This window comes from Croceitalea sp. W27, assembly GCF_055693185.1.
Window position 1 is genome coordinate 710,902 of sequence record NZ_CM146327.1, and the last position, 26,294, is coordinate 737,195.

Genomic DNA, 26,294 nt, shown 5'->3' on the forward strand with positions numbered 1-26,294 from the left:
CAGTTTTATAGAATTAAGCTTTATATTCCAAGCTAATTAAAAAGCTAATTCATGACAAAATGTTTAAAAGCTTTCAGCCTTGTTTTTTTATTTGCTGTTAGCGCTTTCGCTCAAACCGATACCGGGTTACCGAACACTACCATTCCTGAAGGTAATATACCGACCGATCCTAATGTAAAAGTTGGTAAACTTGATAACGGTTTAACTTACTATATCAGAAATAATGGTAAACCTGAAGATAAAGTAGAATTACGTTTAGCTGTAAATGCAGGTTCTATTATGGAGACGGACCGCCAATTAGGTTTGGCCCATTTCATGGAACATATGAATTTTAATGGCACTAAGAATTTTGAAAAAAACGACTTGGTAGATTACCTACAAAGTATCGGAGTAAAGTTTGGTGCAGATTTGAATGCCTATACCAGTTTTGATGAAACCGTATATATTTTGCCTATCCCAAGTGATGACCCTGAGAAACTTGAAAAAGGTTTTCAAATTCTAGAAGATTGGGCACATAACACCACTTTGTCTGAAGAAGCCATAGATGGTGAACGAGGTGTTGTTTTAGAAGAGTTACGCCTTAGATTGGGTGCCAATGAGCGTATGCAACGCGTTACGCTACCTAAGATGATGTATGGTTCTAAATATGCAGACCGACTGCCTATTGGCACCAAAGAAAATCTAGAGAATTTTTCTTATGATGATGTTCGTGATTATTATAATACATGGTATCGACCTGATTTAATGGCTGTTGTTGCCGTTGGAGATTTGGATGTCACAACCATGGAACAAAAAATAAAAGACCATTTTTCTGGAATTTCGAAAGCAAAAAACCCTGTAAAGAGAGAAGCTTATGAGCTACCCAACCATGAAGAGACTTTTATTGCCATTGCATCTGATAAAGAAGCTGCTTTCAGTCGCGTTCAGGTAATGTACAAAGATAGGTACGAAGCTCCTGAGGTTAAAACGGTTAGTGATTACCGAGAATCCCTGGTGAAAAATCTATTTTCAACGCTTATTAACAACCGCTTGAATGAATTGAGAAATAGTGCAAATCCACCTTTTGTTTTTGGTTTTTCATATTATGGAGGAACCTTCGCCAGAACTAAAAATGCATATCAATCCATAGCTAATACCAGTCCTGACGGACAACTTAAAGGCCTCCGTGCTATTTTAGAAGAAAATGAGAGAGTCAAACGTTTCGGATTTCAAGAAGGAGAATTCGATCGTGCAAAAAAGAGTCTTTTAGCACGTCTAGAAAAACAATTTAATGATAGGGATAAACAAGAAAGCGGTAGAATAGTCGGGTCTTATGTAAGCAACTATTTAGATAATACACCGATACCTGGTATCGAGTGGTCTTTTGATATGACCAAAAAATTACTGCCTACTATAAAATTGGAAGAAATAGGGGCTTTGATCAATGACTTTTTACATGATGACAACCGGGTTATTATTTTAACAGGCCCAGAAAAAGAAGGCTTAAAACAAGTAACCGAAGAAGAAGTAAAGGCACTTTTAAATGAAATTCAAACTGCCGACATCAAGGGTTACGAAGATGAGGCGGTAAGAAATGAGTTAATTGAAAAAATCCCGACCCCAGGTGCCATTTCAAAAACGACCCAGAATGAAAAATTAGGAACTACAACACTTGTTCTTAGCAATGGCGCTACCCTAACCTATAAAAAAACCGATTTTAAAAATGATGAAGTGCTATTTAGAGCTTATAGTCCGGGGGGTACAAGTTTGTACTCCGATGAAGATTTTTTAGCAACGTCTTTCGCAAACGGTGGACTTTCTCAAGCAGGTATTGGCGGTTTATCTTTAACCGACATCAATAAATTCATGAGTGGTAAGATTGCCAATGTTTCACCCTCTATTGGAAGTTTTAGCGAAAATTTTAGAGGTTCAGCTGCACCTAAAGACCTAGAAACCTTATTTCAAATGGTTCATCTATACTTTACTGCATTAAATAAAGATGATGAAGCCTATAACTCCTTTATTACGAAGCAAAAGAGCTTTTTAGGCAACCTTATGGCCAATCCACAGTTCTATTTTCAAGATCAAATCGGTAAAATCAGAAATGAAGGAAATTCTAGGTATACCGGTTTCCCTACTGCTGAAAAAATGGATGCAGCCGACTATGATTTAGCCTATAAAAAATATCAAGAACGCTTTGCAGATGCTGGAGATTTTCATTATTTCTTAGTAGGTAATGTAGCTGAAGCACAAGTTGCAGATTTTGCCAAAAAATATTTGGCTTCTTTACCTGGCACGAACAGTAATGAAAAATTTGTTCCCACAAAGTTCAGAAGAAAAGATGCATTTCAAAAACACATTGTAAACCGAGGTAAAGACCCTAAAAGTAATGTATCTATCGTTTGGGAAGAAGAGATTCCTTATGATGGTAAAACGGCTTTGGCCGTTGCTGCCCTAGGTGAAGTATTAACCATTAAGTTGGTAGAGAAATTACGTGAAGAAGAAGGTGGTGTTTATGGTGTTGGTGCGCGAGGTAGTTTAAGTAAAATATCCTTCTCAAATCTAACCTTTAGTATTTCATTCCCATGTGGCCCCGAAAATGTAGACAAACTTGTGGCCGCAGCCTTGGCCGAAGTGGAAAAGATCAAGAATGAAGGAGTTTCCGATGAGGATATGGCAAAAGTAAAGGAGACCTATCTAGTGCAACGCAAAGAGGCCATTAAAACCAACAAGTTTTGGTTAGATAATCTCTTAACCGCACACCAAGAAAATAGAGACCCAAATGCTATGCTATCTTATGAAGACAAAGTAAAAAAGCTGAAGCCAAGTGATTTACAAAAAGTTGCTAAAACTTACCTTGACGAAAATTATTTCTTGGGCATCTTAATGCCTGAAGAAGCAAAATAAAAGCGGTCATTGTACTGTAAAAAGACCATCTATCGATGGTCTTTTTTTATTCTAAATACATCTAGATGCTATGAAAACTATGGACGCTCTCGATATATTCTGTAAATTAGTGCCAAACCTATAAAACGTTTACGATGAAAAACATAAAACTAGCTACACTAGTACTTTTGATAACGGTATCATACCAATGTAAAGATTTCAAAAAAGGCTATGAAGATGGAAAAAAGGCAGCGGAAGAAGCTGCAGCAGCTAAGGAAGCAATGAAAGAGGTCACCGAAGAAGTGAATACTATTAAATTCACGATGGAACCTAAAAATGATAGCGGTATTAGCGGAGAAGTCACCTTTACCGAAGAAAATGGTGAGGTGAAAATGATGGCCTCCCTTTCAGGTCTAACCGAAGGTGAACATGCGATACATATTCACGAAAAAGCAGATTGCTCTTCAGCTGACGGAAAGTCTACAGGAGGACATTGGAATCCAACTTTTCAACCTCATGCAGCATGGGGCGCCGAAGGCGGATACCACAAAGGCGATATCGGAAATTTTGACGCTGATGCGGAAGGAAACGCCAGTATCGAATTTGAAACTAGCGAATGGTGCATTGGATGTGATGATGAAACCAAAAATATTGTTGGCAAAGCGGTAATTGTACACCAAGGTGTAGATGATTTTACCTCGCAGCCCAGTGGCGCAGCAGGTGCAAGAGTTGCATGTACCGGTATTATCCAATAAAAAAGAACTTAGAAAGCGTTTAAAAAAGGCTTCCATAAAGGAAGCCTTTTTTATATTTGTGCAACAACACTATGGATCTGGATTTAATCATACAAAAATTTCAAAATAAAGAAGTCCCGGCTTTTGAAAAATTGTATGCGATGTACTCAGAAAACATATTGGGAGTCATCAATACCATAGTACAAGAACCCGAAAGAGCCCAAGAAATATGTCAAGATGTGTTCATGAAAATCTGGGACAAATCAGATACATATAATGCATCAAAAGGTCGTTTTTTTACATGGATATTAAATATAGCACGAAACGCCGCTATCGACGAAGTGCGTTCTAAATCCTTTAAGCAGCAAAAGAGAAACCTAAGCACAGATTACTTCGTAGATATTTTAGAGGGCAGTGAAGATTTAAATAGTAAAATGGATACTATCGGCTTAAAAAGTTTACTGCAGAATCTTAAGGAGAAGTGTATTCAAATCATAAGTTTACTGTATTTTCAAGGGTTTACCCAAAAAGAGGCCGCTGAAGAATTAGATATTCCAATTGGAACGGTAAAAACACGTAATAGAAGTTGTATTTCTCAGATACGAGAAAATATGAACAAATAAATGGATATAGAAAAGTACATAGCATCAGGTATCTTGGAACTTTATGTTGCAGGCTTACTCTCTGAGGAAGAAAACCTAGAGGTGCATGCTAACGTGCAAAACCATCCAGAAATTAAAGCTGAAGTAGAAGCTATTGAGGCTTCAATTCTTGAGGTAACAAGAAAACTATCTCCTGGTCTTTCGAATACCGGTTTTGATGCTATTAAATCAGACATTGAAAAAGTAATACCCATAGCCCCTAAAGAAAAGTCAACAAAACCTTGGGCAAGCTATTTGGGCTGGGCAGCATCGTTGATTTTTGCCCTAGGTTTAATTTGGATGTATCTCGAAAATGATAAACTCAAATCGGAAATTGAAATTACCAATCAACAAAAGCAAACTTTAGAAGAGCAAATCATAGAAGCCAGAGAAGAAGTAGCAGGAACATCAACTATGCTCGAGGAACTTAGAGATAAAAATGTTACCGTTGTTAGTCTAGGTGGCCAAGCAGCATCACCAACGTCTTTTGCAAAAGCATACTGGAATACGGAAGAACAAAAAGTATATATAGATGCCCAGGGCTTACCTGAACCGCCGCCAGGATTCACCTATCAAGTTTGGTCTTTAAAATTAAATCCTCTGACGCCTACCAGTGTCGGTTTGTTAGCTGATTTTTCCGATAATACCGCTCGTATTTTTGAATTGCCCAACAATAATGACACCGAAGCATTCGGTATCACCCTAGAACCAGAAGGCGGAAGCGAATCTCCAACCTTAGAACAACTTTATACCTTGGGGGCGGTAGCCTCTTAACGATGAACTTAGCTCAAAAAAAACCGGCTTTACTTTTAGTCGATATTCAAAAAGGATTCGAAAATGAAGCCCATTGGGGCGGAAACCGAAATAATAGAGATGCTGAAGAAAAATGTGCTTTGCTACTTGAAAAATGGCGTAGTCTCAAACTACCTGTATTTCATGTAATGCATGGCTCTCAAGATTCTAACTCTCCCTTACACCCTACCAAGCCAGGCTTTGAGTTACATGATTTGATAAAACCAAATCAAGATGAACCGCTTATCGTCAAAGATGTAAATAGTGCTTTCATTGGAACGGATCTAGAGAACCAATTGAAGGAAAAAAATATTTCTACCTTAGTTATCGTTGGTTTAACAACAAATCATTGCATTTCTACCACAACTCGCATGGCCGGAAATTTAGATTTTAAAACGTATTTAGTTTCAGATGCCACCGCAACTTTTGATAGAATCGGGTTGAATGGCGAAGTTTTCGATGCAGAGCTCATACATCAAACTGCATTGGCAAGTCTCAATGAAGAATTTGCAACGGTCGTAACTATGAATTCCCTTCTAAACGATTTGTAGCAATATATTTCTCTACAGCGCAGAAAATAAAAATCCAATTAATAATTTTTAGTATTTTTCAGCCATGGATATAAAGAAAATTTTTGGTACAGTTTTGACACTGGCAGGTATAGGTGGTTTAATTTACACTGCCATTTTATACGGAAACGGAAGTGAGAATACCAGAGCGATGGTGATTTATGGCATTTTAGGGGCTTTGTTCTTCTTTTCAGGAATAGGTTTGATTAGAAATACTTCTAAAAGCAGCTAACCTATAGATCTTTTTTTTTGCGATGAATTCGCATTGCTTTTACAATCCAATTTGGTAAGGGTTTTCCGAGCGTTCTATGCTTTAGATTAATAAAAATTCCGAGTTTTTTACTAATAGGAACTTTATGGGTTTCGACCACTTCTATCAATGTGCCATCGGGGTCTTCGATATAACCGAAACGTCCGGAAGCCTCACCCATATCAAAGCTATTGGCGCTATCTACTGTAAAAGGGTGTCCAAGACGTTCTGACTTCTTTTTGAGCTCATCCATACCCGAAACGTCAAAACACAGATGAATATAGCCTAAATCGCCCCACAATCTGTTCTTATATATTTTGTTGGGCCCTCGCTCTAAACATAATATTAATTCTAATTGAAAAGGCCCTAAAAGCTTTCCAAAACCTCCTACCCTAGTTCTATTGCGGGCAAGCAATACCCTCCTAAATTTTTGTGTACCTCCTGGAAGGTTTTCAAACTCTTTAAAAACACCGACCTCATCGAAAGCAATAGCATCTAAACCAAAAAGTGTTTGGTAAAACTTTATTGACTTTTGCATGTCAGAAACTCCTATCATGGCGCCCATAACACCTCCTTTTCCATCGCTACCTTTAGAAAACGCATAAGAATCTTTGACCACTTGTATCCAATTGCCCCAAGAATCTTTGGTATAAGTAGTTTCAGAAATGTTTCCGTTACGCAGTTTCATCATATTTATACCTAAATCCCCCAATTTAAAATCGGAAGCCTGGGCCAAAGGCTTTCTATTTGTAAATTGCCATATTTCTAGACCGCCTCCGCCGCGCATATTCATAGCAAGTAACGCGTAACGTTGCATAACCTCATCATTGGTATATTGCGTCATTAACTTAGCTTCTGACCTATCTTCAAAGACCAGAAGGTCAAAACCATAGTTGTTTTTATACCAATTGAACGCTTGCTTAGCATTGGCCACCCCAATTCCAATCTGCTGAATTCCGTTTATGATGTAGTTCAAATCTTCTGAGGCTTATGTTGATAGGGTAAACGTAACAGTCTATTGTGCAACCTTTTAAGCTTTTCGGGTGCCAGACCCAATCTAAAAAGAAGCACGAGTAAAAAGTTGGTGAGATTTACTCTTAAGTAAGAATTATTCTGGTATTTTCTTGAGGAAACCACCAAGTCATTTTTCACGATTTTATACGGAACTTGCAGGGCTTTCATTCTTTTAAAGAATTCAAAGTCTTCCATAAGCACCTGCTTTTCGTTAAAACCACCTAGGGTTTCAAAAACGGATTTTTTAATAAATAGACACTGGTCGCCGCCGCCTGTAAATATGCCGTCTTTAGAGGTAAAAGAAGCATTTAAATTTAAAAAGAAGCTTTCTTTATCAAACTTATACGAGAAAAATCCCGCATCGTTTCCATTTTCAATGGTTCGTTTAATGTCAGCGAAAAAATCTATCGGAGGTTTTACATCCGCATGTAAAAAAACCAAGATTTCTCCTTTTGCCAACGCGGCCCCTTTATTCATTTGAACGGCTCGCCCTTTTTTTTCGCAACAGAGATATTTTACCATTTCAAAACCCAATATCGCTTGAGAATCATCGGCGTTATCCTTTGATAAACAGACCAAAACCTCAACATTAAACCCTGCTGCCAGCTGTGATAATTTAGGCAGTAATGCTTCTAAATTAACCTTTTCGTTATGTGCAGGAACAATTACACTGATCATTGTTGAGAATGCTTTGAACTATTTACGTAATTTAGGTATTTAAGGTTTGAAAAAGAACAAGTGAAAGATTGGTACATATTTAACGACAAAACCTTAGCTAAGAAATTTCCGTACATATTAGCGAATCTAACAAGAAATAAAATGAAAAATAACGTAATCTTCCTACTTTTTTTAGTCTTACTAAGCTGCTGCAAGGTTAAGGAGGCTCCCCTTAAAAATTCTGGCATAAAAACCACAGATTTTAACAAGCTATCAGAGCAGTTTCTAGAATTTGCTCGAGACGGAAAAGATACCAAGGGTATTCAAGAGCAATTGGCCACGACCACTTTAAAAGAATTAAGTGATGCTTTAGAAACGGATGAACAAAAATTTGCCTTTTGGATAAACATTTACAACGCTTACATACAGGTGATTCTTAAAGAAAACCCTGAATTTTATAATGACCGTAGAGATTTCTTTTCTAAAGAACAGATTACAATTGCGGGTGAAACCGTGGCTTTTGCCAAAATTGAACACGGAATCATTAGAAAATCGCAATGGGAGCTGGGCCTAGGTTATTTTAGAACTTGGTTTCCCGATAAGTTTGAACGAAAATTACGTGTCAACAAACGTGATTACCGCATTCACTTTGCACTTAATTGCGGAGCAAAGGATTGTCCGCCGGTAGCTATTTACACCCCAAAGCGAATTAAAGAACAATTGGAGAAAGGTACCGAGATATATTTAAAAAGAACTTCCGATTATGACGCGTCTAAAAATGAAGTTGGTGTAACTTCTTTATTTAGCTGGTTTAGAGGAGACTTCGGCGGTAAAAACGGTGTCAAAAAAATATTGAAAGAACAAGGTATTATTAAAGATACCAAAGGAGTAGACTTATCGTATAAGAACTATGATTGGACCTTGGAACTAGATAATTTTATTGATCTTTAAATTAAAAAGCTTCTCGTATCGTAAAATAAAGATTTCCACCTTCTGCGGTATATCCATAATCCACACGAATACGTATACCGTCTTTTTTGTTTATAATGTATCGAAGCCCCAAACCGGCCGCATTGCGATATCTTGAAGCGAACAAATCGCTGAAGTTCGAAGCTACCGTTCCCGTAGAGCCGAAAACGGCTCCTCCAAATCTTCCTGAGATAGGAAAACGATATTCCAACACCGTACTAAGCTCGGCATTGTCTTGATAACGTCTATCATTAAAGCCTCTTGTGCGGTTAGAGCCTAAGTAATTAAGATTAAAAAACGGGGTTCCTTCTCCGTTATTCGCAATGAAAAGATTAGCCGCTAAAATATGTTTCCCTTTAATAGTTTTATAGAACCTATTATCTAAACTGAATTTGGAATACGAGAAAGAAGAGCCCAAAAACTTCGCTGCCGAAAACACACTACCCTGAATAAAAAAACCTTTGGTCGGATAAAAAATATTATCGCGAGAATCATAAAAAGCTTGAACACCAATATTCGATACAGTACCTCTCCCCTCTTTGCCAATAACGTCTGAGGCCTCTAAAATTCCGCCTTCAGTAATACCTAAATTTGAGAAGATATCGAGCTCATAACCTACGCCTAAGGATATATTTGGCAAAACTTCTTTGAGAATAGAAAATCGAAATCTGGGAAAAGTTACGTCGTAAGTATCAAAATCCGCTTCGTCTGAGTTTACACCCACCCCATAAAAATTATAGAAATATTTATAAAAACCAAGTTCACCAACAATACGCCATTTCTCATTATCCCAATACAATTCGTAGGGTGCAAAGACAAGTAGCTGATTTTTTGTAGTATAGCTCACACCTAATTGAGCTGATGATGGCCTGCTCGTTTCAAGTTCATCTTTAAATCGAAAAGTGGCGATACCAAGTCCGCCGAAACCTAGACCTGTTTCCGGCAGATAAAAGACTACGGGTAGCGCGGTAAGATTGAAATTCTTGATTGAATCTTGTTTGACACCTTGGGTATTCGTCTGACCAAAGATAGCAGTGCCGAATAGAACAAAAATTAAAGTCAAAATGCCTAAAGTATAGCTTCTCATTTTTACAAGGTACATATCTCAGGTCAAGTACTAAAATTAGAACCTAAAAAGCTCTCCGACAATATCGGAGAGCTACTTAAAAACAACTAAACATCCTACAATCGGATATCTTATAAACTTAAAATTTCATTTTTAGATGCGGGACCCAATTCATAAACAGCCCCTAAAAGTTCTTGCTTTAAGGCATCTACCTTTTCTAACTGGTTATTAGCCTTATAAATTTCGGCGGCCTGATATAAAATGGCCGGTTCAAAGGTTTTGCCTTTTACACGATTCTCCACAACCTCTAAGGCGGCCTGATATTTGCCCATTTTATAATATGTTTGGGCCAAAAGGCCATAAGCCTCGGGAGTTGGCCTATTCATTACTTCTTTTAAGGCCAGGTTTAATGCTTTTTCATACTGCTCTGTATGGTTTAGGTAAAATTCTACTTGATAAGCATTATACATATCTCCATAAGCATGTGCTTCTGATTTAATAGCCGTGTAATATTTATCCATATTTTCTATTACGGCCACTTCATTATTCATGAATTCGGAAATTTCTGCCATTAATAAATAATAATCTGGAGCATTATAATTTTCCGTAATCGCATCCAATATCCGAAGTGCTTCTTTTCCATTTTTCTCATAGGAAAAGACAATCCAAGCGATACCTTTTTTAGCGTACGCATTTTGGGGGTCGAGCTCTAATGTTTTTAGATAATAATTATAGGATTCTTTTATTCTACCTGCATGACCATAATAATCGGCAATATTGCTATATGACCAAAGTAGAAGTGTTTTGTTTTTAGATGATTCTGCTTTTGCCATGGCCTTTTCCATGAAAGTTATAGTGGTATCAAGGTCTCCCTTGTAATCGTTCCATTTTGCAATTCGGATGAGGTATCCAAAGCTGGACATGTCTTTAATACTGTCTAAGTAGGCTTCCGCTTTTTTGTAGTTGCCCAGTTCCATATGAACGTCAAAAAGAAGGCTTTGTGTTTCCGTTTTTCCTCCGCCAATTTTTGAAGCCTCTTCAGCAAGTGTGAGTGCCTCCTTAAAACGGTGTTGTGAAATATAATTGCGTGCTAAAGCTCTTCGATACCCCGCTTTATTCATATTAGCAATTTCAACGGCTTTCACTAAAGCTTTTTCGGCTTTCTTTAAATACGTAATTTCACCTGTTTTTTTAAAGAAACGATTGTATTCGCCCGCAATGTTAGAGAAACTTAATAATTGAACACTGTCCGGTTTTATCTTTGAATTCCATAATTCAAAATGTTTTGAAGTTGTTTCCACTTGGTTAGGAGACAAATAGGCCTCGTAGTCTTTTGAATTGGTCGCAAATTTTGTATTTGTAACGTTGCAAGAAACGATAAGTAGCACAGCTATACTATAAACTATGTTTTTCATTGTAGTAATTTTAGTTGTTAAAAAAGAAGGAGAGTTCTTTAAAACTCCCCTTCTACCTCCTTTTCATAGCATACATCATCTTACTCAGGAGACCCTATATAAGGGAATGTAGTAGTAATATTATCTGCGGTGAGCCCAACACCGTCGGTGACTAACTGTGGTAAACCTCCTTCACCATTAAAGCGTGCACCGTCGCGACCTCCAAAAAGAAGAATAAGCGAAATATCAATCACATCATCTTGTAATTTTCTGCCAGTAAAACCAACAGGTACGCTGCCGTCAAAATAAACCGTTTGTGCATCTGGAGCAACTTCTAAAACATCGGTAGCCAGTACACTGGTTAATATTTCCGCGGTCACATCAAAACCAAGAATACCGCTTAAAATATTAGGTTCATAGTCTACATCTTCTGCTGTTAGCCCTAACGCTATTGCATAGGCATCATGTAATGCCTCTAAACGTTCTTGGTATGCCATTTGAAAAGCAGCTCCCTGATTTGCTGGAATTGAAATATTGTGTGCATCCTTTGCATCACCGTCGGCACCTAACACCGTATTGATTCCCGGACGACCCATATGGTCTACTTGAGCAAATGTTCCTGAAAAATCTGGCCTTACTACCATCATGTCGTCATCCATCATCATATCATCATCATTATTGCAACTTACCACTACAAAAGACAGTAATAACCCTACAAATATGTGTTTTATACTATTTAATTTCATGTTCTTAGTTTTTAGATTGTAATTACTGTTTTCTGTTTGTCGTTATCCAAGTTTTATAAACTGGCAGCCCTATTACATTGGTCCCAGTAGCCTCACCTATCATGCTATTCGGTATTTCAATTGCAATGGACATTGTATTTGCGCCGTCAAAAGTATCTTCCCCCGGCACATTAAAACCGCTATTATCCATAGGGCTAGGAGCTAAAACCTCATTAAAACGGAAAAAGTCGAAAAAGAAAGGATCTTGTCGTGGACCTGCAAAAAGCGATACACCTTCTGAGGTCGTTTCTGTTATAGCCGAAGTAGCAGAGATTTCGACATCGCCTAGAGGGCTGTCTACTAAAACTTGACTATTAAGCCCCGTTTGATCAGGGGTAACAGGGCCAAAGAAATACATTCTACCATCTCGAGGAATAGCCTGTATAACCATGTCTTCGGTAAAATCACCATCTAAATCAATGTTTATTTCTGTTAAAACATCTTCGTCAAATGTTCCGTAAGCCAATCCGTCCACTACATTAGACTGCAGGTCAACTATAAAAACTGTATTATCTGAGCCCATAGTAGGCTCAAACGCAAAATAGTCGGCAATATCGGCTGTTGTTCCCATACTAGCCGGTGCGTCAATGTGGTCTGCAGCAACAAAAATGCCCGTTGCGAGGGCCAACAGCCCAAAACCAGTGAAAAACTTAGTTGTTTTTTTCATTTCTTATAATTGTTTGAAGATTAATACAACCCTACCTACGGGACATCACAGTTAGGGGTTTGGTTTAAAATGTTAAAATTGTCTTAATGAAAATTCTAGCTAAGAATCATATACTTTGTATAGAAGTGTAGGTGAAGTCCTATATTTTCATTTTCTTTGAGTTTTAATTAACCTTCCTTATGAACCCTTCAGCCTCAGGATGGATTTCTAAATTTGGCTCTTTAGCAGATGAATACTCCGAAGCTTACAAAGATTTTGACGCCCTTTATGATGACCTTTTATTAAACGGGTTTATTTATGGTGTGCATTTGGCCGTACCTTCATTTATAGAAACGGAGCATAAATTATCTGAAGACGAAGTAGCAAAAATCAATCTGTTATCCGCGCTATACTACTCCTATCGCTTTGATACGGGTAACATTAATTTTGAAGAGTTTGTAAATACTGTATTTAGCTATTACAATACCCTAGACCTAGGAAAAATTTCTTTTTTAAATAAAATACTTACAGGAAGTAAGACAGATGCCCAGTTAGAGCAATTGATAGATTCAAGAATCTATTTGAATGGCAATATATTTAACAGAGCATTCGGAAATAGCATCACCAATTCACTGCTTTTTATAGATGTTTTGTTATTTAGGGCCTATCTATCGGATAAAACCAATTTGATTCGGCATGCGCAGCTGTTGGAATATGTGACCGTAAATATCGCTTATCAGGCCTTGAATTCTAAAAAAACGCGTAAGTCAGATGAAAAACTAATTCAACTTCTTGCTTCTTCATTAACCTATGTTGATATCGAAAATGCAAATTTTGAAAATAACGATCTAAACATTCTTTACACTAACTTTACCTTCTGCGAAAAAAAATACCTACTCGATATCGCTTGCCTGACCGTTTGGGAAGACCACTCATTAGACTATACGGAATCAGAGTACATAGACCGTCTTGGGAAGGACCTAAATCATGAAAAAAATACCATCGAAAATGCATTAAAAAATGTGCGGATTTTCTTTGAAGAAAATTTTGAACAAATACCCTATTTAAAGGACACCAATTTGGCTTCTAAATTCTACGATGGAATGACGAAAAATGTCAGTAAAATAATTCTAAGAAATAGTAAAAGATTAAAGAAAGAATTGTCTGAAAGTAAAGAATTGGTTTTATTATTGACAAAAGCTACCACTAAAGAATTAAATGAAGAGGAGCGAAAAAAAATACAATTACAATTACTGGATATTTTTAAATCTATTCCCTCATTAGCTATTTTTATATTGCCCGGAGGAGCCGTTTTATTGCCTATCTTTATAAAATTAATACCGAAATTATTGCCCTCTGCATTTGATGACAATCGTATTGATGAAAAGTAGCAAAAATCTCAAAAAAAGCTACTATAAGAAAAATCTATTGATAGCTTTAATCTGTTTTAAATCAATATTTTAAATATTATTATTCTAACCAAAGCTTAAAATCTTTGACGCGCTCTCTACTAACGATGATTTCTTGCTCTTTAAAGTGGTTCAGCTTGATTTGAAGCCTTGAATTGGTGTACGAAATAATGTCATTAATGTGGTTAATGTTTACATAGAATTTTCGGCTTACCCTAAAAAATATTTTTGGGGCCAGCTCTTCTTCCAAATTCTCTAAAGTGGTATCCAACAAATAATTTCTACCATCTATAGTTGCGGCATAAGTACCTTTGTTCTCGCTGTAAAAACATTCAACCTCATCTGCGTTAATGATTTTTAAGTGCTGCCCTACCCTAGCCGTAAATCGTTTTTTATACTCCCTTTCCAAGGGGTTTACAAGTAGCTTTTTTATATCTTCAAAATCTACCGAAATTCTATCTTTTTCAGGCTTAAAATCACGGTACTTTTTTACCGCTTTTTCTAGGTCTTCATCATCAATGGGTTTTAACAAATAATCAATGCTATTTAACTTAAAAGCTTGTAGTGCATATTCGTCAAAAGCGGTAGTAAATATGATGGCACTTTTAACCTCGATAACATCAAAAATTTCAAATGAAAGTCCATCTGAAAGTTGAATGTCTAAAAATATCAGTTCGGGGTGTTCATTGTTTTGAAACCACTCGATAGATTCTTCTACCGAATGCAACATTGTAGAAACTTGAACATCAAGTTCGGCCAATAGCCTGGCCAATCTTCTTGCCGCCGGTTTTTCGTCTTCTATTACAATTACGTTCATTATAGCTTTCTATTGGTTTGCTAAACGATAAATATAGCGCACTAACGATATCTTTCAGTTTCCTCTTTATCTTTTTTAATAAATTTCTGGATTTGCCTTTCTTCCCACTTTTTAAACGGACTATTCATGAAAACAGAAGCTGCATGTATCAGCACAACTATACCCCATATAATCGGAGTTCCAAAAAGGTTCCAATTAATCCACTCTAAAAACTCTGGATTGCCAAGCGCCTCTTTACTTAAAAGAATAAATGTCACCCTGCCCGAAAGTATAAGCAGCATGGCACTTACCAGAATATAAGCCGTTAGATGTTTATAAAACGATTTTAGTTTTCTCACCCTCTCTTTTGCTCTAATGAGAGGACTAATTGATGGTTTATTTTCAGTTGTCATTTTGTGAATTTATCAGCTTCTTCCTTATCTTTTTCTATATACTTTTCTATCTGGCGTTGCTCCCAATCCTTATTGAAAAAAGGATTTAACCTAAATACCTTTGAAGCATGAAAAAACAAGCCTATACCCCAGAAAAACAAGGTGAAAAAATGTTCAATCTGCCAGAAACCGCTGCCATTGTATCCACTTTGTATAAAAATATTTACTAAAATAAAAGCATTGATCACCGTGTAAATGGTGGCATGTATATAAAATCCTTTGAGCTCATCCACCCTCTTTTTTGCTTTAGCGTACTTATCCGTATTATAATTTTTCATGATTACCTCCATTTTTCCTGTTCTTCCTGCTTTTCCATATACTCCTTGATTTTTCTTTGCTCCCATTCTTTATTAAAGAAAGGGTTGAGATTAAATGTACGTGAAGCATGGGCCAAAATACCTATACCCCAGCCAAAAGCAGCCCATAAAAACCACATATATCGCCATCCATCGACCCAATAGTTTAATACAGCTAGACTGCCTATTACCAAAATGTAAGAGGTTAAATGACCGTAGAACTTTTTTAGCTCTTCAACACGTTCTTTTGCTCGTTGGTATTTGCTTTCGGCTCTATTGGTTTCCATTTTAACTTGTTTTGATTGCCCTTTTGATTAAAATTACAAATAGTTTAAAAATTATCTTTTTCCATGAATTGTCTTACTTTTTGTTCTTCCCAGTCTTTTCCGAATAAAATAGTTGCGCCAAAAAGTCTTATAGCCCTTAAAATGGTCAAGACTACAACGCCGAAAACTACCCATAAAAACCAGGGATGACTCCATTCGTTAAGGTAATAATTAATAGCACCTGTTATTAGAATCGCCAACAAACCTCTTAAAGCTTGTCCATAAAACCGCTTTAGTTTGGCAACTCTATCTAATACCCTTCTATATTTAGTGTCATTTGTATTGAATTCCATAATAATTGTTTTTAACCTGAATAGTTACCCAGATGAATAGTGTTTAGTTACAGTTTTTAGAACTCATCGCTGTTCATTAATTCTTTAATTTTTCGTTGTTCCCAGCTTTTCCCAAACAATGGATTATAACCAAAAGCGCATATTCCATGAAATAAAAGCCCAAGACCCCAACCTAATGCCGGAAATATAACCCATGGGAAATCCGTGGTTTGATAATTTAAATATGCCAGAAGGGGAATAACAAGTGCGTAAGCCGTTAGATTACTGTAAAATCCCTTTATTTCTTCCACACGCTCTTTTGCTTTTTGATATCTGAGGTCGTCTCTATTTTCCATCTTTTTATGTTTTTTAATTACATATCAAATGTCTTAATAGATAGGGGGTTTTAAAAAACTGTGTGACCGAATTGTATTTTTTTAAGGATGGATTGTGATTTTGAACTTGAACTTTAAAAATCCTCCTTATCCATAAGCTCCTTGATCTTCTTTTCTTGCCATTTTTTACCCCAAAGTGGATTGTAGCCAAAAGCCTCCATAGCATGGGCGGTAAGACCAAAACCCCAACCAAGTGTAGGGAAAATCGCCCATAAGAAATCCGTAGTTCTAAGGTTTAGCCACCACAGAAAGGGTATAACAATTAAATAGGCGAAAAGATTACTGTAAAACCCTTTTATCGCATCTACGCGTTCTTTTGCTTTTAGGTAGCGCTTTTCTTCAATATGTGTTTCTTGGGTTTCGAGTATGGATACTTTTTTACTCAACATGGGCAAAGCAACGCTGAACTCATCAGTTTTTTTGTCTATACTTACCTTTCTATCGGTGAGAATATCATAGCGCTGCCTAATATTCTGCAGACCAACACCACTACTTTCTTTGACGACCTGTTTCTCTTGAAGATTGTTCTTTACAACAAGATTACCATTCTCTTCAAAAACGCTTATACGTAAAGGTCTTGACGAAGTAACTACATTATGTTTGACCGCATTTTCGAGTAGCAACTGAAGTGAGAGGGGAACTATTTTAGCTTCAGGGTCTGAAGATGCCTCAGGAATCTCAAAAACGATACTATCTTCAAAACGCATTTTTAGTAACCGAACGTAAGTTCTTGCGAAATTCAATTCTTCATCAACCGTTACCAAGTCTTTGTTCTTCTGCTCTAACACATAGCGATATACTTTTGATAACGAAGTGGTAAATTTTTGGGCCTGATGTGGATCTTCTTCTATTAAACTGGTTAACACATTTAAGCTATTGAACAAAAAGTGTGGGTCTAACTGGTTTTTTAAAGCATCAAAACGTGCAGATGCCGTACCTGCAATTATCTTTTGTTCTTTGACCTGCTTTTTCTGAAGGGCCCTGTAAAAATAGAAGGCATGTATAAAAAGCGAAGCGATTAGGGTTATAATCAGTGCTATCAGATAGGGTGTAAATTCTTCTTTTTCAATGAACTCACCCAATGACCTACCAGTATAATAAAACGTTAGAAAATATCGGAGAATCGCAAAAACAACAATGGTGATTACTATAGAACCTATTGCGCCGAACCATAAGCGTTTTTTAGGGTCTTTTTCCCAATCGTATTTTAAGCTTATACCATCGTAATAATAGGAGTTGGCAGCAGTAAGGGCTAGTGAAAATATAAAGCTTATAATAATCTGCCTTATCGCATTTTCGATACTATAATCACCATCATTAAAAATGAAAATATTCATTAAAGAGATAAAGACCGTTATAATCAACGAAACCTTAAGAACCTTAATAAAATTCTTCATAAATTATGATTTACATTCTTCAGCAATCTGCTCAGCACGTTCTTTACCCCAGTTAGGATGAAATTCTGTTTCTGGTTTAAAAGTAGCAAAAAGTTGTAAAGCCCTTTCAATATCTTTACAATAAGGCGTGGTATCCTTACCAAAATAGCGTGCTGTTCCCATATCCCACTCTGCCTTTCCGAACACGACTCTCGGGTTGTTTGGAGCCAGTTCAGCCGCTTTTTGATAAAGTTGTACATTCTTTCCTGAAAGCGTCATTCCGTAAGTAGCCCCATCGAAGGCCATCCAGGCGGTATTTATCATTGCTTCTTGCACTAGAATTTCAGCGTTGTCAGGAGAAATGTTTTTTGCATTATCAATATATTCTTTGGCCTTTTTCAGTTGCATTCTTAGTTTTTGTTCGTCTTTTTCACCAAAAGAGGCCGTTGTATTGACCATGGCTACGTAATAATACGGCAACCAATTATCCATTTCGGCCGTGGCGATTCGTTCGAACATATTCGATGCCTCCACAATCTTTTGTTCGGACCATAATTCCATTGCCTTTTGCATGCCCTTGGAATATTGATCTTGAGCCTTTAAACTTGATATTGTTAGAAATAATAAAAGTAGTGTAAGTCTTCTCATCGTATTGTAGTTTTATAGTTGTTGATTTTTCTTATTATTGATTTTAATGAAACATTGATTTCATGACAAATATGATTCTGAATTATCTCTTTAAACAATATGGATTACCCAACTGTAAATTCTGAGGGATGAACCGTCGTTTAAAGATTATCTAGTTGATTACTCTTTTTATCGGTGCTAATGGTCCAAAAGAAGCCTACAAAGAAAAAACTATCGGCTGCGGGTCTAATCGTCTGCCTTTCAAAAACACCATCAACATTAGGGGCGTTGGCATACTGATAATTGTTTACATTATTGAAACCTAGAACATTGTTTACAGAGAAATACAAAATCTTCTGCTGATCTATGAGATAGGCCCAATTAAAACTAAGATTGTTAAAGGCCTTAGTCTTTTCAGCCAGAAATTCTGCTGTATTGGGGTTATCATAAGGTCTGCCCGAAGCATAGTTATAAGAAAGCCCAATTTGAGATCTTAGTTTGTTTACCCACTTTTTGGTGACAATTGAAATGTTATGCTTAGGCGCAAAATTAGGTGTAGCACGCTCCCTGAAATTTCTAAAATCTCGTTTCGTATTTAGATAGCTGTAAGAAGCCCAATAATCAAAGTCTTTAATGCTTTTGTTATCTCTCCAAAAAATATCCAATCCGCTAGCATACCCATCGCCTAAATTGTTGAACTGCGAATCAAATTGAGGCATTTCTGTGTTGTATTTTACCAAACCATCATAAGCTTTATGGTACGCTTCAGCCCTAAAGGTTTTTCCATTAGCGACATATTGATAGTTAAGAATATAATGAGACGTTTTCTCGACATTTAAATTTTGATCATATCTAAGAATATTACTTTGGGGGGTTTGATAGAAATTGCCATAGGCAAAAGAAAATTGCCCATTTTCGCTGCTTTGGTATGCTAAGGATACTCTTGGAGAAAAATTAAATTGATTTAAAACGGAAGTATTATCTACCCGGGCGCCCAATTTCATAGCAAATTTATTGCTGAAGAATACATCACTTTCTACAAAACCTGCTAGCAACTGGTCATCGTAAGCACTTTTAAACTGCATGCCATCAGGCGTTCTAAAGGTTTCTTCAAAGTCTATATTAAATAGTTCAGTGCCAAATTGAAGATTGAATCGGTTACTAAAAGTCTTTTTCAATTTTAGTTTTAGGTGTGAACCGGTTTCTTTGATATCAATTGTGTTTTCAAATAGGCCAATCTCATTCGTATCCCACGAGACACTCGCACCTGAGGTTAAAGTCCAATCGTTTGCAAAAAAGTGTTTGTACGAAGAATTGAAGTAAAGGTTATTGTTCGTCAGCTCAAAACGTACAAATTCTTCAAAATTGATATTCTCTTGCTCAATGTCAAGATTAGCGTGGTTAAAGCCCGTGTAAAGCTTGAATATACCTTTCTCTCCTTTACTTCTGAAGACTGCCTCACCAGAGATAGATTCGTACGGACTGTTCCAACGAATACCCTGATTAGACGGTATTAATGATTCATAAGGTGCAAGATTGATGTATTGGGTATTAAAACTCAAAGATTCGTCACCCCAAATTTCGGTATGACCCACTCCCCCGCCAACTGACATGATTGAAATATCCGTTTTCTCCTGATCAGGAACATCGGTTGTGTTCATTAGAAGTACGCTTGATAAGGCTTGGCCATATTCCGCTGAATATCCCCCGGTACTAAAGGTAATCCCTTTAAATAGAAAAGGAGAAAATCTTCCCCTAGTGGGTATATTATTGGCCGTCGCATTAAAAGGCTGAAACACCCGAAGACCGTCAATAAAAACTTGTGTTTCACCGGCATCGCCACCCCTTACGAATAAACGTCCGTCTTCATTTACAGTACTGGTGCCTGGTAAAGTCTGCAGTGCTGCCACAAAATCACCTGCTGCCCCTGCCGTAGTTACAATGTCTAACGGTTTAAGAACGGAAACTTTTGAATTGTCGCCTGCCTCAAATGTTCCGGCGGTGAGTGTTACACCAGTAAGCGAATTTACCGCTTCTAAAAGCCTAATATTCAAATTTTTGAGATAAGAAACATCGCCTATCTCGTAATGTGGTTCATAGGACAACATGGAAATTATAAGGGTTTGTGTGCCCGTTTCAGAGGTTTCAAAAGAGAATTTACCATTATCGTCGGTAGAAGAACCATCATAGGTGCCTTCTAAATACACATTGGCACCCGCCACTGGCACGTTTGATTTATCGGTGACTGTTCCATTGATGGTAAGTTGTGCTGATGAGACAGAGGCCATCAGAAAAAGAAGGCTAAACGTAATTTGGTTTTTCATATTCATCGTTTTTGATTGACAGGTCAAAAGTCGAAAGACATGTGTTCTTTGGGCAATAAGAATTACCCAACTGTAATTTTATGCGACTGGATTGTTACAAATTCCAGTACCTTCGCCACTGATAAAATAATATGACATTTAAAGACCTCGGCCTTGCCGAACCCATACTAAAAGCTTTAGAAACCGAAGGCTATACACATCCTACCCCGATTCAATCACAAGCAATCCCAATTTTACTAAAAGGAAAAGACCTTTTAGGTGTAGCGCAAACCGGCACTGGTAAAACCGCTGCATTCGGTATTCCTATCTTGCATCATTTGTTTCTTGCAAAAAATCAGCAAGAGCGAAGAAGAAGCATAAAGGCTTTGGTGGTCACCCCCACTCGAGAACTGGCCATACAAATAGGTGAAAGTTTTACGGCCTATGGTAGGCATACCGGATTAAGGAATACAGTAATTTTTGGCGGGGTAAAACAAGGCAAGCAGGTAAATACCCTTAAAAATGGCGTAGACATTTTAATTGCTACCCCAGGGCGTCTGTTAGATTTAATGAATCAAGGATTTATATCGCTACAGGATATCGAATATGCCGTGCTTGATGAAGCGGACCAGATGCTGGATATGGGGTTTATTCATGATATCAAAAAAATCATAGCCAAGCTACCCCCTAAACGCCAATCACTGTTTTTTTCTGCAACAATGCCCAAAACCATTGTTGAACTTTCAAGAAAAATATTGGGAGATTTTGAACAGGTGACCATAAAACCGCAACAAGCGACCGCAGAGAAAGTGGAGCAGGGTGTTTATTTTGTGAGCAAATCTGATAAACCCAAACTTTTAGTGCATATACTACAAGATAAAACCAAAGAATCTGTATTGGTATTCTCAAGAACCAAGCACGGTGCCAATAAAATTGTTAAAAAGTTGGCCCAAGCGGATATCGAATCTGCGGCAATACATGGTAATAAATCACAGACTGCACGCCAAAAAGCTTTAGGTGCCTTTAAGGAAGGACAGCTAAAAGTACTGGTAGCGACCGATATTGCCGCCCGTGGAATCGATGTTGAAGAGCTTTCTTTGGTTGTCAATTACGATTTACCCAATGTACCTGAAACATACGTGCATCGTATCGGAAGAACGGGGCGTGCAAGTGCTAGTGGGATAGCATTGTCTTTTTGTGAGGTTGAGGAGCGACCGTACTTAAGGGATATTGAAAAGTTGATAAAGCAAGAAGTACCTCGAATTGCCGAGAACCCTTATGTTGACGATTCTAAAGAACCTGCAAATCCAAAACAGGTTAAAAAGCCCAACAACTCTGGTAATAGAAACCGTAATAAAAATCGCAACAAGTCCAGAAATCAGAATCATCGAGGTCGAAATTCAAGAAATAAAAACGGCCAGAATCGCAGCGCTTCTGGCGAATAATGTTTTTTTATTTTAGTATTCATGAAAAGACAGTTATTAATTTATGGCAGTGGTCGCCATACCGTACCTTTCTTAAAGTATATGGCACAAATGACCGGAAAAGAAAATCCGAACATTTGTTTTATACCCACCGCCAGCGGAGATGATGAGGGCTATATTGCCAGGTTTTATGAGGTTTGTAGCCAAATTAAGGTGAAACCTCATGTTTTAAAGGTTTGGATAAACTCTTATGACCAAAAGGAAACCTTTGAGGCCATTATCAATAAAATGGATGCCATCGTAGTCGGAGGAGGAAACACCTTAAACATGCTAGCTATATGGAAAGCCCAGGGTATTGATGTTCTCTTGCGCAAAGCTTATGAGCATGGTACCGTGATGGGAGGTGGTAGTGCAGGCTCTTTATGTTGGACCAGCGGCGGAACTACAGACTCGCGGCCAGTAGAACTTAGTATTGTAGAAGGATTAGCTTTTATAAAGAAAAGCCATTGCCCGCATTACAACTCAGAAAAGTCTCGAAGACCGCTTTATCATAAAAATATTTTAGAAGGAAAATTAGCCGATGGTTACGCCTGTGATGACCGTTCAGCAATTCATTTTATTAATGAAAAGGTAGAAAATTCCGTGGCTTTAGATAGCGACAATCACTCGTACTACGTTTACAAAAAAAATGGAACAATTTACGAGGATAGAATTCCGGGTGAAGTAATTGGTCAATCATCAACAAAACAGGACTAATATGGGTATATTTTGGGATTTATTGCAGCAAGACGAACTAGAAAAGCAACAACAACAAGCCGACAATATTGAAGACCGCGTTACACATTTAGAGCTTGAACTTGAAAAAACTAGAGCCTTGCTTAAAAAAACATTGGTCGCTTTAGAAGAACATTTGAATAAAGATATTGATGGCGATGGGCAGACAGGTTAACGTCTTATTTCAGTATCTTTAAAAGGCAATGTTTCATCGATCATCATTAAAAAACGAAATCCGGAATACTCTTGTCATCTATTTGTTGACATGGCTTGGTGTTTTTATACTGGTTACAAGCATAATTTCACGAGGCAAACGAACATTTTATGAGGCGGCCGGTTTGTTTCTCGAATTCTTGTCAAATTCTAGTTTTATTGTAGCCATTCATATGCTTTTTGCAGTGGCTTTAGTTCTTTTCTTAATTATTAGATACTTTATCAGAACCTATAAAAAGAAAGGTGCTAAAATTGCCCTTAAACAATTGGCCATTCGGTTTCTCTCCCCCGTACTTATCGTTTTTATTGTGTTTAAAACTTTGATTTTCGCCAATTCTAACGAAAACTATGCTTATGATTGGGCAGAACATTTTATGAATAACAAAGGTGCGCCCAATGCTTTGTACGACGTAGACAAAATGCATCGTGGCATGAGTACTTTTGGCTGGGGTTCGGTAGACAATGAAATTGCTACCGATGCCCTTATTAAAGCCAATATAGAATGGGTTGCCGTTATTCCGTTTATCGATCAAGAAGATGAAACCTCTAAAACCGTTAGAAGACCTGTAGACGCCGATGCCCCATGGCTGTATAGAGATTCTGTTTTTATAAAGTCTATAAAGGCGATGCATGAAAAAGGGCTACATGTACAATTAAAGCCACACTTATGGACCTTTAGCGGTTGGCGGGCGAATCTTAGCTTAGCCTCGGACGCAGAATGGGATACTTGGTTCGACTCATATGAAAATTATATGTTGTACTATGCGCGTTTCGCAGAACATACAGGGGTTGAATTATTATGTGTTGGCACCGAGCTTAAGACATCGATAAAAAAACAACCCGAACGCTGGAAAAAACTCATACAGAAAATAAGGGAAATTTATTCAGGGAAGTTAACCTATGCCGCAAATTGGCATGACGAATATGAATATATCGATTTTTGGGGAGATTTAGATTATATAGGAATTCAGGCCTATTTTCCCCTTACAAAAAACAAAAGTCCTGATTTGGAAACTATAGAAAAAGGTTGGGACAGGCATATCGCTAAACTTGAGAAACTGCACCTAACCTACAAAAAACCGATTCTATTTACCGAGGTCGGATATAAAAGTGATGTTTCGGCTACCATAAAGCCGTGGGAGTGGGGTTCAAATTTTGGAATTTTATATAACAAGAAATCTGATAAAACCCAACAGCTCGCTTTTGAGGCATTATTTAACAAACTATGGCGTAAAGATTGGTTTGCAGGAGTTTATATTTGGCAATGGGACCACCGGAGTACCGAAGAGGGGGCTGCAAAAAATTTAGACTTTTCCCCTCGTTTTAAACCCGCTGAAAACGTAATCGCAAAATGGTTTGGTAAAGTTGTTAAAAAAGAGAAGCTATGAACACAATTGATATTATTACCCTTATTGCAATAATCCTATTTGCCCGACTTGGTTTTAGACTCTATTCGAAATATCAAGAAATGAAGAAAGAGAACAAAGATAAGTTCGACTAGTTTTAACTCTTGTAGGTGCTGTGAGCTCCTAATTTTACTTCAAAAATTATACTTTACTCCTGATAGAACTAAAAAAAGTCAAGTTTTAATGAGGATATTTTCATTTTTGGTTGTTCTATATACATAACCTTAATAGAAAGAGTACTTAACCTCTTAAAAACAATTAAAACACGTAAAATGAAAAAGAATTTAATTTTTAGTTTTTTCCTGGTTTCAGCCTTACTTTTTATAGGCTGCTCAGAAGATTCAAATACCAATAGCGAAACAGGCAGATTAAGTGTACGCTTAACTGACGCCCCTTTTCCGTATGCTCTGGTAGCCGAGGCAAATGTGACGATTTTCAAGATTGAGGCGAGGCTTCAATCTGATGACGATGAAGAAAATGATGACTCTTCTTTTGTCGTATTAATGGAAGATGAGATAGATACCAACCTTTTGGAACTGACCAATGGTGTTACCGAACAATTGGCCAATATAGAAGTGCCTGTCGGGACCTATGATTTATTTAGGGTATATGTAAGAGGTGTAAATGTGGTATTGACCGATGGTAGAACATTTGATTTAAAGGTGCCAAGTGGTGAACAGAGTGGTATAAAAGTATTTATCAAGCCTGGCCTTACCGTCGCAGGCGGGCTTTCTTCAGATTTACTGTTAGATTTTGATGTAAGTCGCTCTTTTGTGGCAAAAGGAAATACGAAAAGAGTTGATGGTATCAACGGGTTCAATTTTAAACCAGTCATAAAAGCAAGTAACATTACTACCTCAGGTACCCTTGCCGGCACAATCACAACAATAACCGAGGATGTGGAAACAGCCCTAGAAGGAGCTCAAATTTCAGTAATCGTTGCAGACACTATAAACACCTCTGCATTTTCAGATGTGGATGGAAATTATATGATCATGGGTCTCAACCAAGGAACTTATAAGGCTATAACCGAGTTGGAAGGATATATAGCCAGCGACACGGTGGAAGTTCAAATAGTAGCATCTAACAAAACCATTCAAAATTTTATTTTAGAGGAAGAAGCTAATTAAACTTATACCCATTAAAAAAATTAAGGCTCGGCAAATTTTGTCGGGCCTTTTTCATTAATATTGATATGAATTTTCTTTTAGAGCCTAATATAAACCGTATGTATATACCACACTATTACAAAAATGAAAACATAGCAGAGGTAAAAAAGTTTATTCAAGAAAATAGTTTTGGTATTCTTGTAAATCAAGTGGATGGAAAACCATGGGCAACACATATTCCTTTAGCGTTGGATCATGATGAAGATGGAAAGGCTATTTTGGTAAGCCATATTTCAAAGGTGAATCCGCAATGGAAAGAATTTGAAAAGCAACCCGAAGTATTATGCATATTCAATGGCCCCCATTCGTATATCTCATCATCATGGTATAACGAGGAAGAGGTGCCAACTTGGGATTATATCGCAGTGCATGTATATGGAAAATTATCAATTCTTAGCGAAGAAGAAGTTATGCAATCGTTACATAAGCTGGTGAACAAGTATGAAAAAGAGTCTGAAAATCCCGTTTCGCTGCATGATATGTCTTCTAAGACCTTGAAACAAGTAAAAGGTGTGGTAGGCTTCAAAATTGAGATAAGAGATATTCAAGCCGCTTTTAAACTTTCACAAACGAGGCAACAAGACCACGCTGCGATAATTAAAAATTTAAATGCCAAAGATGTAACAGCACAAGAAATTGCAAGACATATTGAAAAGCAATCTAATTTAAAATAA

General features: G+C 37.2%; 29 protein-coding genes. 14 read left to right on the plus strand and 15 right to left on the minus strand.

The genetic code is table 11. The features are described from left to right. Positions 1 to 51 precede the first annotated feature (51 nt). The 6 genes from ACZ1GR_RS03305 to ACZ1GR_RS03330 all read left to right on the plus strand — a co-directional run bounded on the left by ACZ1GR_RS03305 (position 52) and on the right by ACZ1GR_RS03330 (position 5,833). Positions 52 to 2,886, plus strand: a complete 2,835-nt coding sequence (locus tag ACZ1GR_RS03305; RefSeq protein WP_472610821.1) for a M16 family metallopeptidase — start codon at positions 52 to 54, stop codon at positions 2,884 to 2,886. 134 nt (positions 2,887 to 3,020) lie between these two features. Then, positions 3,021 to 3,620 carry a superoxide dismutase family protein gene (locus ACZ1GR_RS03310; protein WP_472610822.1) on the plus strand — a complete coding sequence of 200 codons (600 nt, stop codon included), beginning with the start codon at positions 3,021 to 3,023 and terminating at the stop codon, positions 3,618 to 3,620. A 71-nt stretch (positions 3,621 to 3,691) separates the two neighbouring features. Continuing rightward, positions 3,692 to 4,222, plus strand: a complete 531-nt coding sequence (locus tag ACZ1GR_RS03315) for an RNA polymerase sigma factor (RefSeq protein ID WP_472610823.1) — start codon at positions 3,692 to 3,694, stop codon at positions 4,220 to 4,222. Then, positions 4,223 to 5,014, plus strand: coding sequence for an anti-sigma factor (locus tag ACZ1GR_RS03320; protein ID WP_472610824.1), 792 nt, complete (start codon positions 4,223 to 4,225; stop codon positions 5,012 to 5,014). Positions 5,015 to 5,016: 2 nt separating this feature from the next. Next, positions 5,017 to 5,583, plus strand: a complete 567-nt coding sequence (locus tag ACZ1GR_RS03325) for a cysteine hydrolase family protein (protein ID WP_472610825.1) — start codon at positions 5,017 to 5,019, stop codon at positions 5,581 to 5,583. A 64-nt stretch (positions 5,584 to 5,647) separates the two neighbouring features. Continuing rightward, complete coding sequence (locus ACZ1GR_RS03330) at positions 5,648 to 5,833, plus strand: hypothetical protein (protein ID WP_377766541.1); 186 nt, start codon at positions 5,648 to 5,650, stop codon at positions 5,831 to 5,833. A 1-nt stretch (position 5,834) separates the two neighbouring features. On the opposite strand, the gene ACZ1GR_RS03335 is transcribed toward ACZ1GR_RS03330, so the two are convergent. Continuing rightward, positions 5,835 to 6,827 (minus strand): VOC family protein, encoded by a 993-nt coding sequence (locus ACZ1GR_RS03335; protein ID WP_472610826.1) that lies wholly within the window; start codon positions 6,825 to 6,827, stop codon positions 5,835 to 5,837. Beyond that, positions 6,824 to 7,543, minus strand: coding sequence for a TIGR04283 family arsenosugar biosynthesis glycosyltransferase (locus ACZ1GR_RS03340; protein ID WP_472610827.1), 720 nt, complete (start codon positions 7,541 to 7,543; stop codon positions 6,824 to 6,826). The genes ACZ1GR_RS03335 and ACZ1GR_RS03340 overlap by 4 nt, the downstream gene beginning before the upstream one ends. A 141-nt stretch (positions 7,544 to 7,684) precedes the next feature. Here ACZ1GR_RS03340 and ACZ1GR_RS03345 point away from each other — a divergent pair, with 141 nt between their 5' ends. After that, positions 7,685 to 8,473 (plus strand): DUF547 domain-containing protein, encoded by a 789-nt coding sequence (locus ACZ1GR_RS03345; protein ID WP_472610828.1) that lies wholly within the window; start codon positions 7,685 to 7,687, stop codon positions 8,471 to 8,473. 1 nt (position 8,474) lies between these two features. Here ACZ1GR_RS03345 and ACZ1GR_RS03350 read toward each other — a convergent pair whose 3' ends face one another. The 4 genes from ACZ1GR_RS03350 to ACZ1GR_RS03365 form a co-directional block, all read right to left on the minus strand. Further along, positions 8,475 to 9,578, minus strand: coding sequence for a BamA/TamA family outer membrane protein (locus ACZ1GR_RS03350; RefSeq protein WP_472610829.1), 1,104 nt, complete (start codon positions 9,576 to 9,578; stop codon positions 8,475 to 8,477). A gap of 110 nt (positions 9,579 to 9,688) precedes the next feature. Next, complete coding sequence (locus tag ACZ1GR_RS03355; RefSeq protein ID WP_472610830.1) at positions 9,689 to 10,972, minus strand: tetratricopeptide repeat protein; 1,284 nt, start codon at positions 10,970 to 10,972, stop codon at positions 9,689 to 9,691. A gap of 80 nt (positions 10,973 to 11,052) precedes the next feature. Further along, positions 11,053 to 11,697, minus strand: a complete 645-nt coding sequence (locus tag ACZ1GR_RS03360) for a DUF4331 family protein (protein ID WP_472610831.1) — start codon at positions 11,695 to 11,697, stop codon at positions 11,053 to 11,055. 22 nt (positions 11,698 to 11,719) lie between these two features. Beyond that, positions 11,720 to 12,403 (minus strand): DUF4331 family protein, encoded by a 684-nt coding sequence (locus ACZ1GR_RS03365; RefSeq protein WP_472610832.1) that lies wholly within the window; start codon positions 12,401 to 12,403, stop codon positions 11,720 to 11,722. 179 nt (positions 12,404 to 12,582) lie between these two features. Between ACZ1GR_RS03365 and ACZ1GR_RS03370 the strand changes: the two genes are divergently transcribed. Further along, positions 12,583 to 13,773: an LETM1-related biofilm-associated protein gene (locus ACZ1GR_RS03370; protein WP_472610833.1), complete on the plus strand. Its 1,191-nt coding sequence runs from the start codon at positions 12,583 to 12,585 to the stop codon at positions 13,771 to 13,773. Positions 13,774 to 13,852: 79 nt separating this feature from the next. Here the strand turns inward: ACZ1GR_RS03370 and ACZ1GR_RS03375 are convergent, their stop codons facing one another. From ACZ1GR_RS03375 to ACZ1GR_RS03415, 9 genes are all read right to left on the minus strand, one after another. After that, on the minus strand, positions 13,853 to 14,608 hold the full coding sequence (locus ACZ1GR_RS03375; protein WP_472610834.1) for a LytR/AlgR family response regulator transcription factor: 756 nt from the start codon (positions 14,606 to 14,608) through the stop codon (positions 13,853 to 13,855). Positions 14,609 to 14,649: 41 nt separating this feature from the next. Further along, positions 14,650 to 15,000: a 2TM domain-containing protein gene (locus ACZ1GR_RS03380; RefSeq protein WP_472610835.1), complete on the minus strand. Its 351-nt coding sequence runs from the start codon at positions 14,998 to 15,000 to the stop codon at positions 14,650 to 14,652. Further along, on the minus strand, positions 14,997 to 15,383 hold the full coding sequence (locus ACZ1GR_RS03385) for a 2TM domain-containing protein (protein WP_472610836.1): 387 nt from the start codon (positions 15,381 to 15,383) through the stop codon (positions 14,997 to 14,999). Before ACZ1GR_RS03385 ends, ACZ1GR_RS03380 begins: the two co-directional genes overlap by 4 nt. Further along, complete coding sequence (locus ACZ1GR_RS03390; RefSeq protein WP_472610837.1) at positions 15,320 to 15,622, minus strand: 2TM domain-containing protein; 303 nt, start codon at positions 15,620 to 15,622, stop codon at positions 15,320 to 15,322. The genes ACZ1GR_RS03385 and ACZ1GR_RS03390 overlap by 64 nt, the downstream gene beginning before the upstream one ends. 44 nt (positions 15,623 to 15,666) lie before the next feature. Beyond that, positions 15,667 to 15,954 (minus strand): 2TM domain-containing protein, encoded by a 288-nt coding sequence (locus ACZ1GR_RS03395; protein WP_377766554.1) that lies wholly within the window; start codon positions 15,952 to 15,954, stop codon positions 15,667 to 15,669. A gap of 56 nt (positions 15,955 to 16,010) precedes the next feature. Next, positions 16,011 to 16,289 (minus strand): 2TM domain-containing protein, encoded by a 279-nt coding sequence (locus tag ACZ1GR_RS03400; RefSeq protein WP_472610838.1) that lies wholly within the window; start codon positions 16,287 to 16,289, stop codon positions 16,011 to 16,013. 113 nt (positions 16,290 to 16,402) lie between these two features. After that, positions 16,403 to 17,725 carry a 2TM domain-containing protein gene (locus tag ACZ1GR_RS03405; RefSeq protein WP_472610839.1) on the minus strand — a complete coding sequence of 441 codons (1,323 nt, stop codon included), beginning with the start codon at positions 17,723 to 17,725 and terminating at the stop codon, positions 16,403 to 16,405. A gap of 3 nt (positions 17,726 to 17,728) precedes the next feature. Beyond that, on the minus strand, positions 17,729 to 18,352 hold the full coding sequence (locus ACZ1GR_RS03410; protein ID WP_472610840.1) for a tetratricopeptide repeat protein: 624 nt from the start codon (positions 18,350 to 18,352) through the stop codon (positions 17,729 to 17,731). Between the two features lie 140 nt (positions 18,353 to 18,492). After that, positions 18,493 to 20,655 carry a TonB-dependent receptor gene (locus ACZ1GR_RS03415; protein ID WP_472610841.1) on the minus strand — a complete coding sequence of 721 codons (2,163 nt, stop codon included), beginning with the start codon at positions 20,653 to 20,655 and terminating at the stop codon, positions 18,493 to 18,495. Between the two features lie 131 nt (positions 20,656 to 20,786). Here ACZ1GR_RS03415 and ACZ1GR_RS03420 point away from each other — a divergent pair, with 131 nt between their 5' ends. The 6 genes from ACZ1GR_RS03420 to ACZ1GR_RS03445 all read left to right on the plus strand — a co-directional run bounded on the left by ACZ1GR_RS03420 (position 20,787) and on the right by ACZ1GR_RS03445 (position 26,294). Continuing rightward, positions 20,787 to 22,079 carry a DEAD/DEAH box helicase gene (locus ACZ1GR_RS03420; protein WP_472610842.1) on the plus strand — a complete coding sequence of 431 codons (1,293 nt, stop codon included), beginning with the start codon at positions 20,787 to 20,789 and terminating at the stop codon, positions 22,077 to 22,079. A 21-nt stretch (positions 22,080 to 22,100) separates the two neighbouring features. Then, positions 22,101 to 22,814 carry a Type 1 glutamine amidotransferase-like domain-containing protein gene (locus ACZ1GR_RS03425; RefSeq protein ID WP_472610843.1) on the plus strand — a complete coding sequence of 238 codons (714 nt, stop codon included), beginning with the start codon at positions 22,101 to 22,103 and terminating at the stop codon, positions 22,812 to 22,814. A gap of 1 nt (position 22,815) precedes the next feature. Beyond that, positions 22,816 to 23,007 carry a hypothetical protein gene (locus tag ACZ1GR_RS03430; RefSeq protein WP_472610844.1) on the plus strand — a complete coding sequence of 64 codons (192 nt, stop codon included), beginning with the start codon at positions 22,816 to 22,818 and terminating at the stop codon, positions 23,005 to 23,007. 178 nt (positions 23,008 to 23,185) lie between these two features. Then, complete coding sequence (locus ACZ1GR_RS03435; protein ID WP_472610845.1) at positions 23,186 to 24,433, plus strand: glycoside hydrolase family 113; 1,248 nt, start codon at positions 23,186 to 23,188, stop codon at positions 24,431 to 24,433. Between the two features lie 290 nt (positions 24,434 to 24,723). Further along, positions 24,724 to 25,581 (plus strand): DUF4382 domain-containing protein, encoded by an 858-nt coding sequence (locus tag ACZ1GR_RS03440; RefSeq protein WP_472610846.1) that lies wholly within the window; start codon positions 24,724 to 24,726, stop codon positions 25,579 to 25,581. Positions 25,582 to 25,679: 98 nt separating this feature from the next. Beyond that, positions 25,680 to 26,294, plus strand: coding sequence for an FMN-binding negative transcriptional regulator (locus ACZ1GR_RS03445; protein ID WP_472610847.1), 615 nt, complete (start codon positions 25,680 to 25,682; stop codon positions 26,292 to 26,294).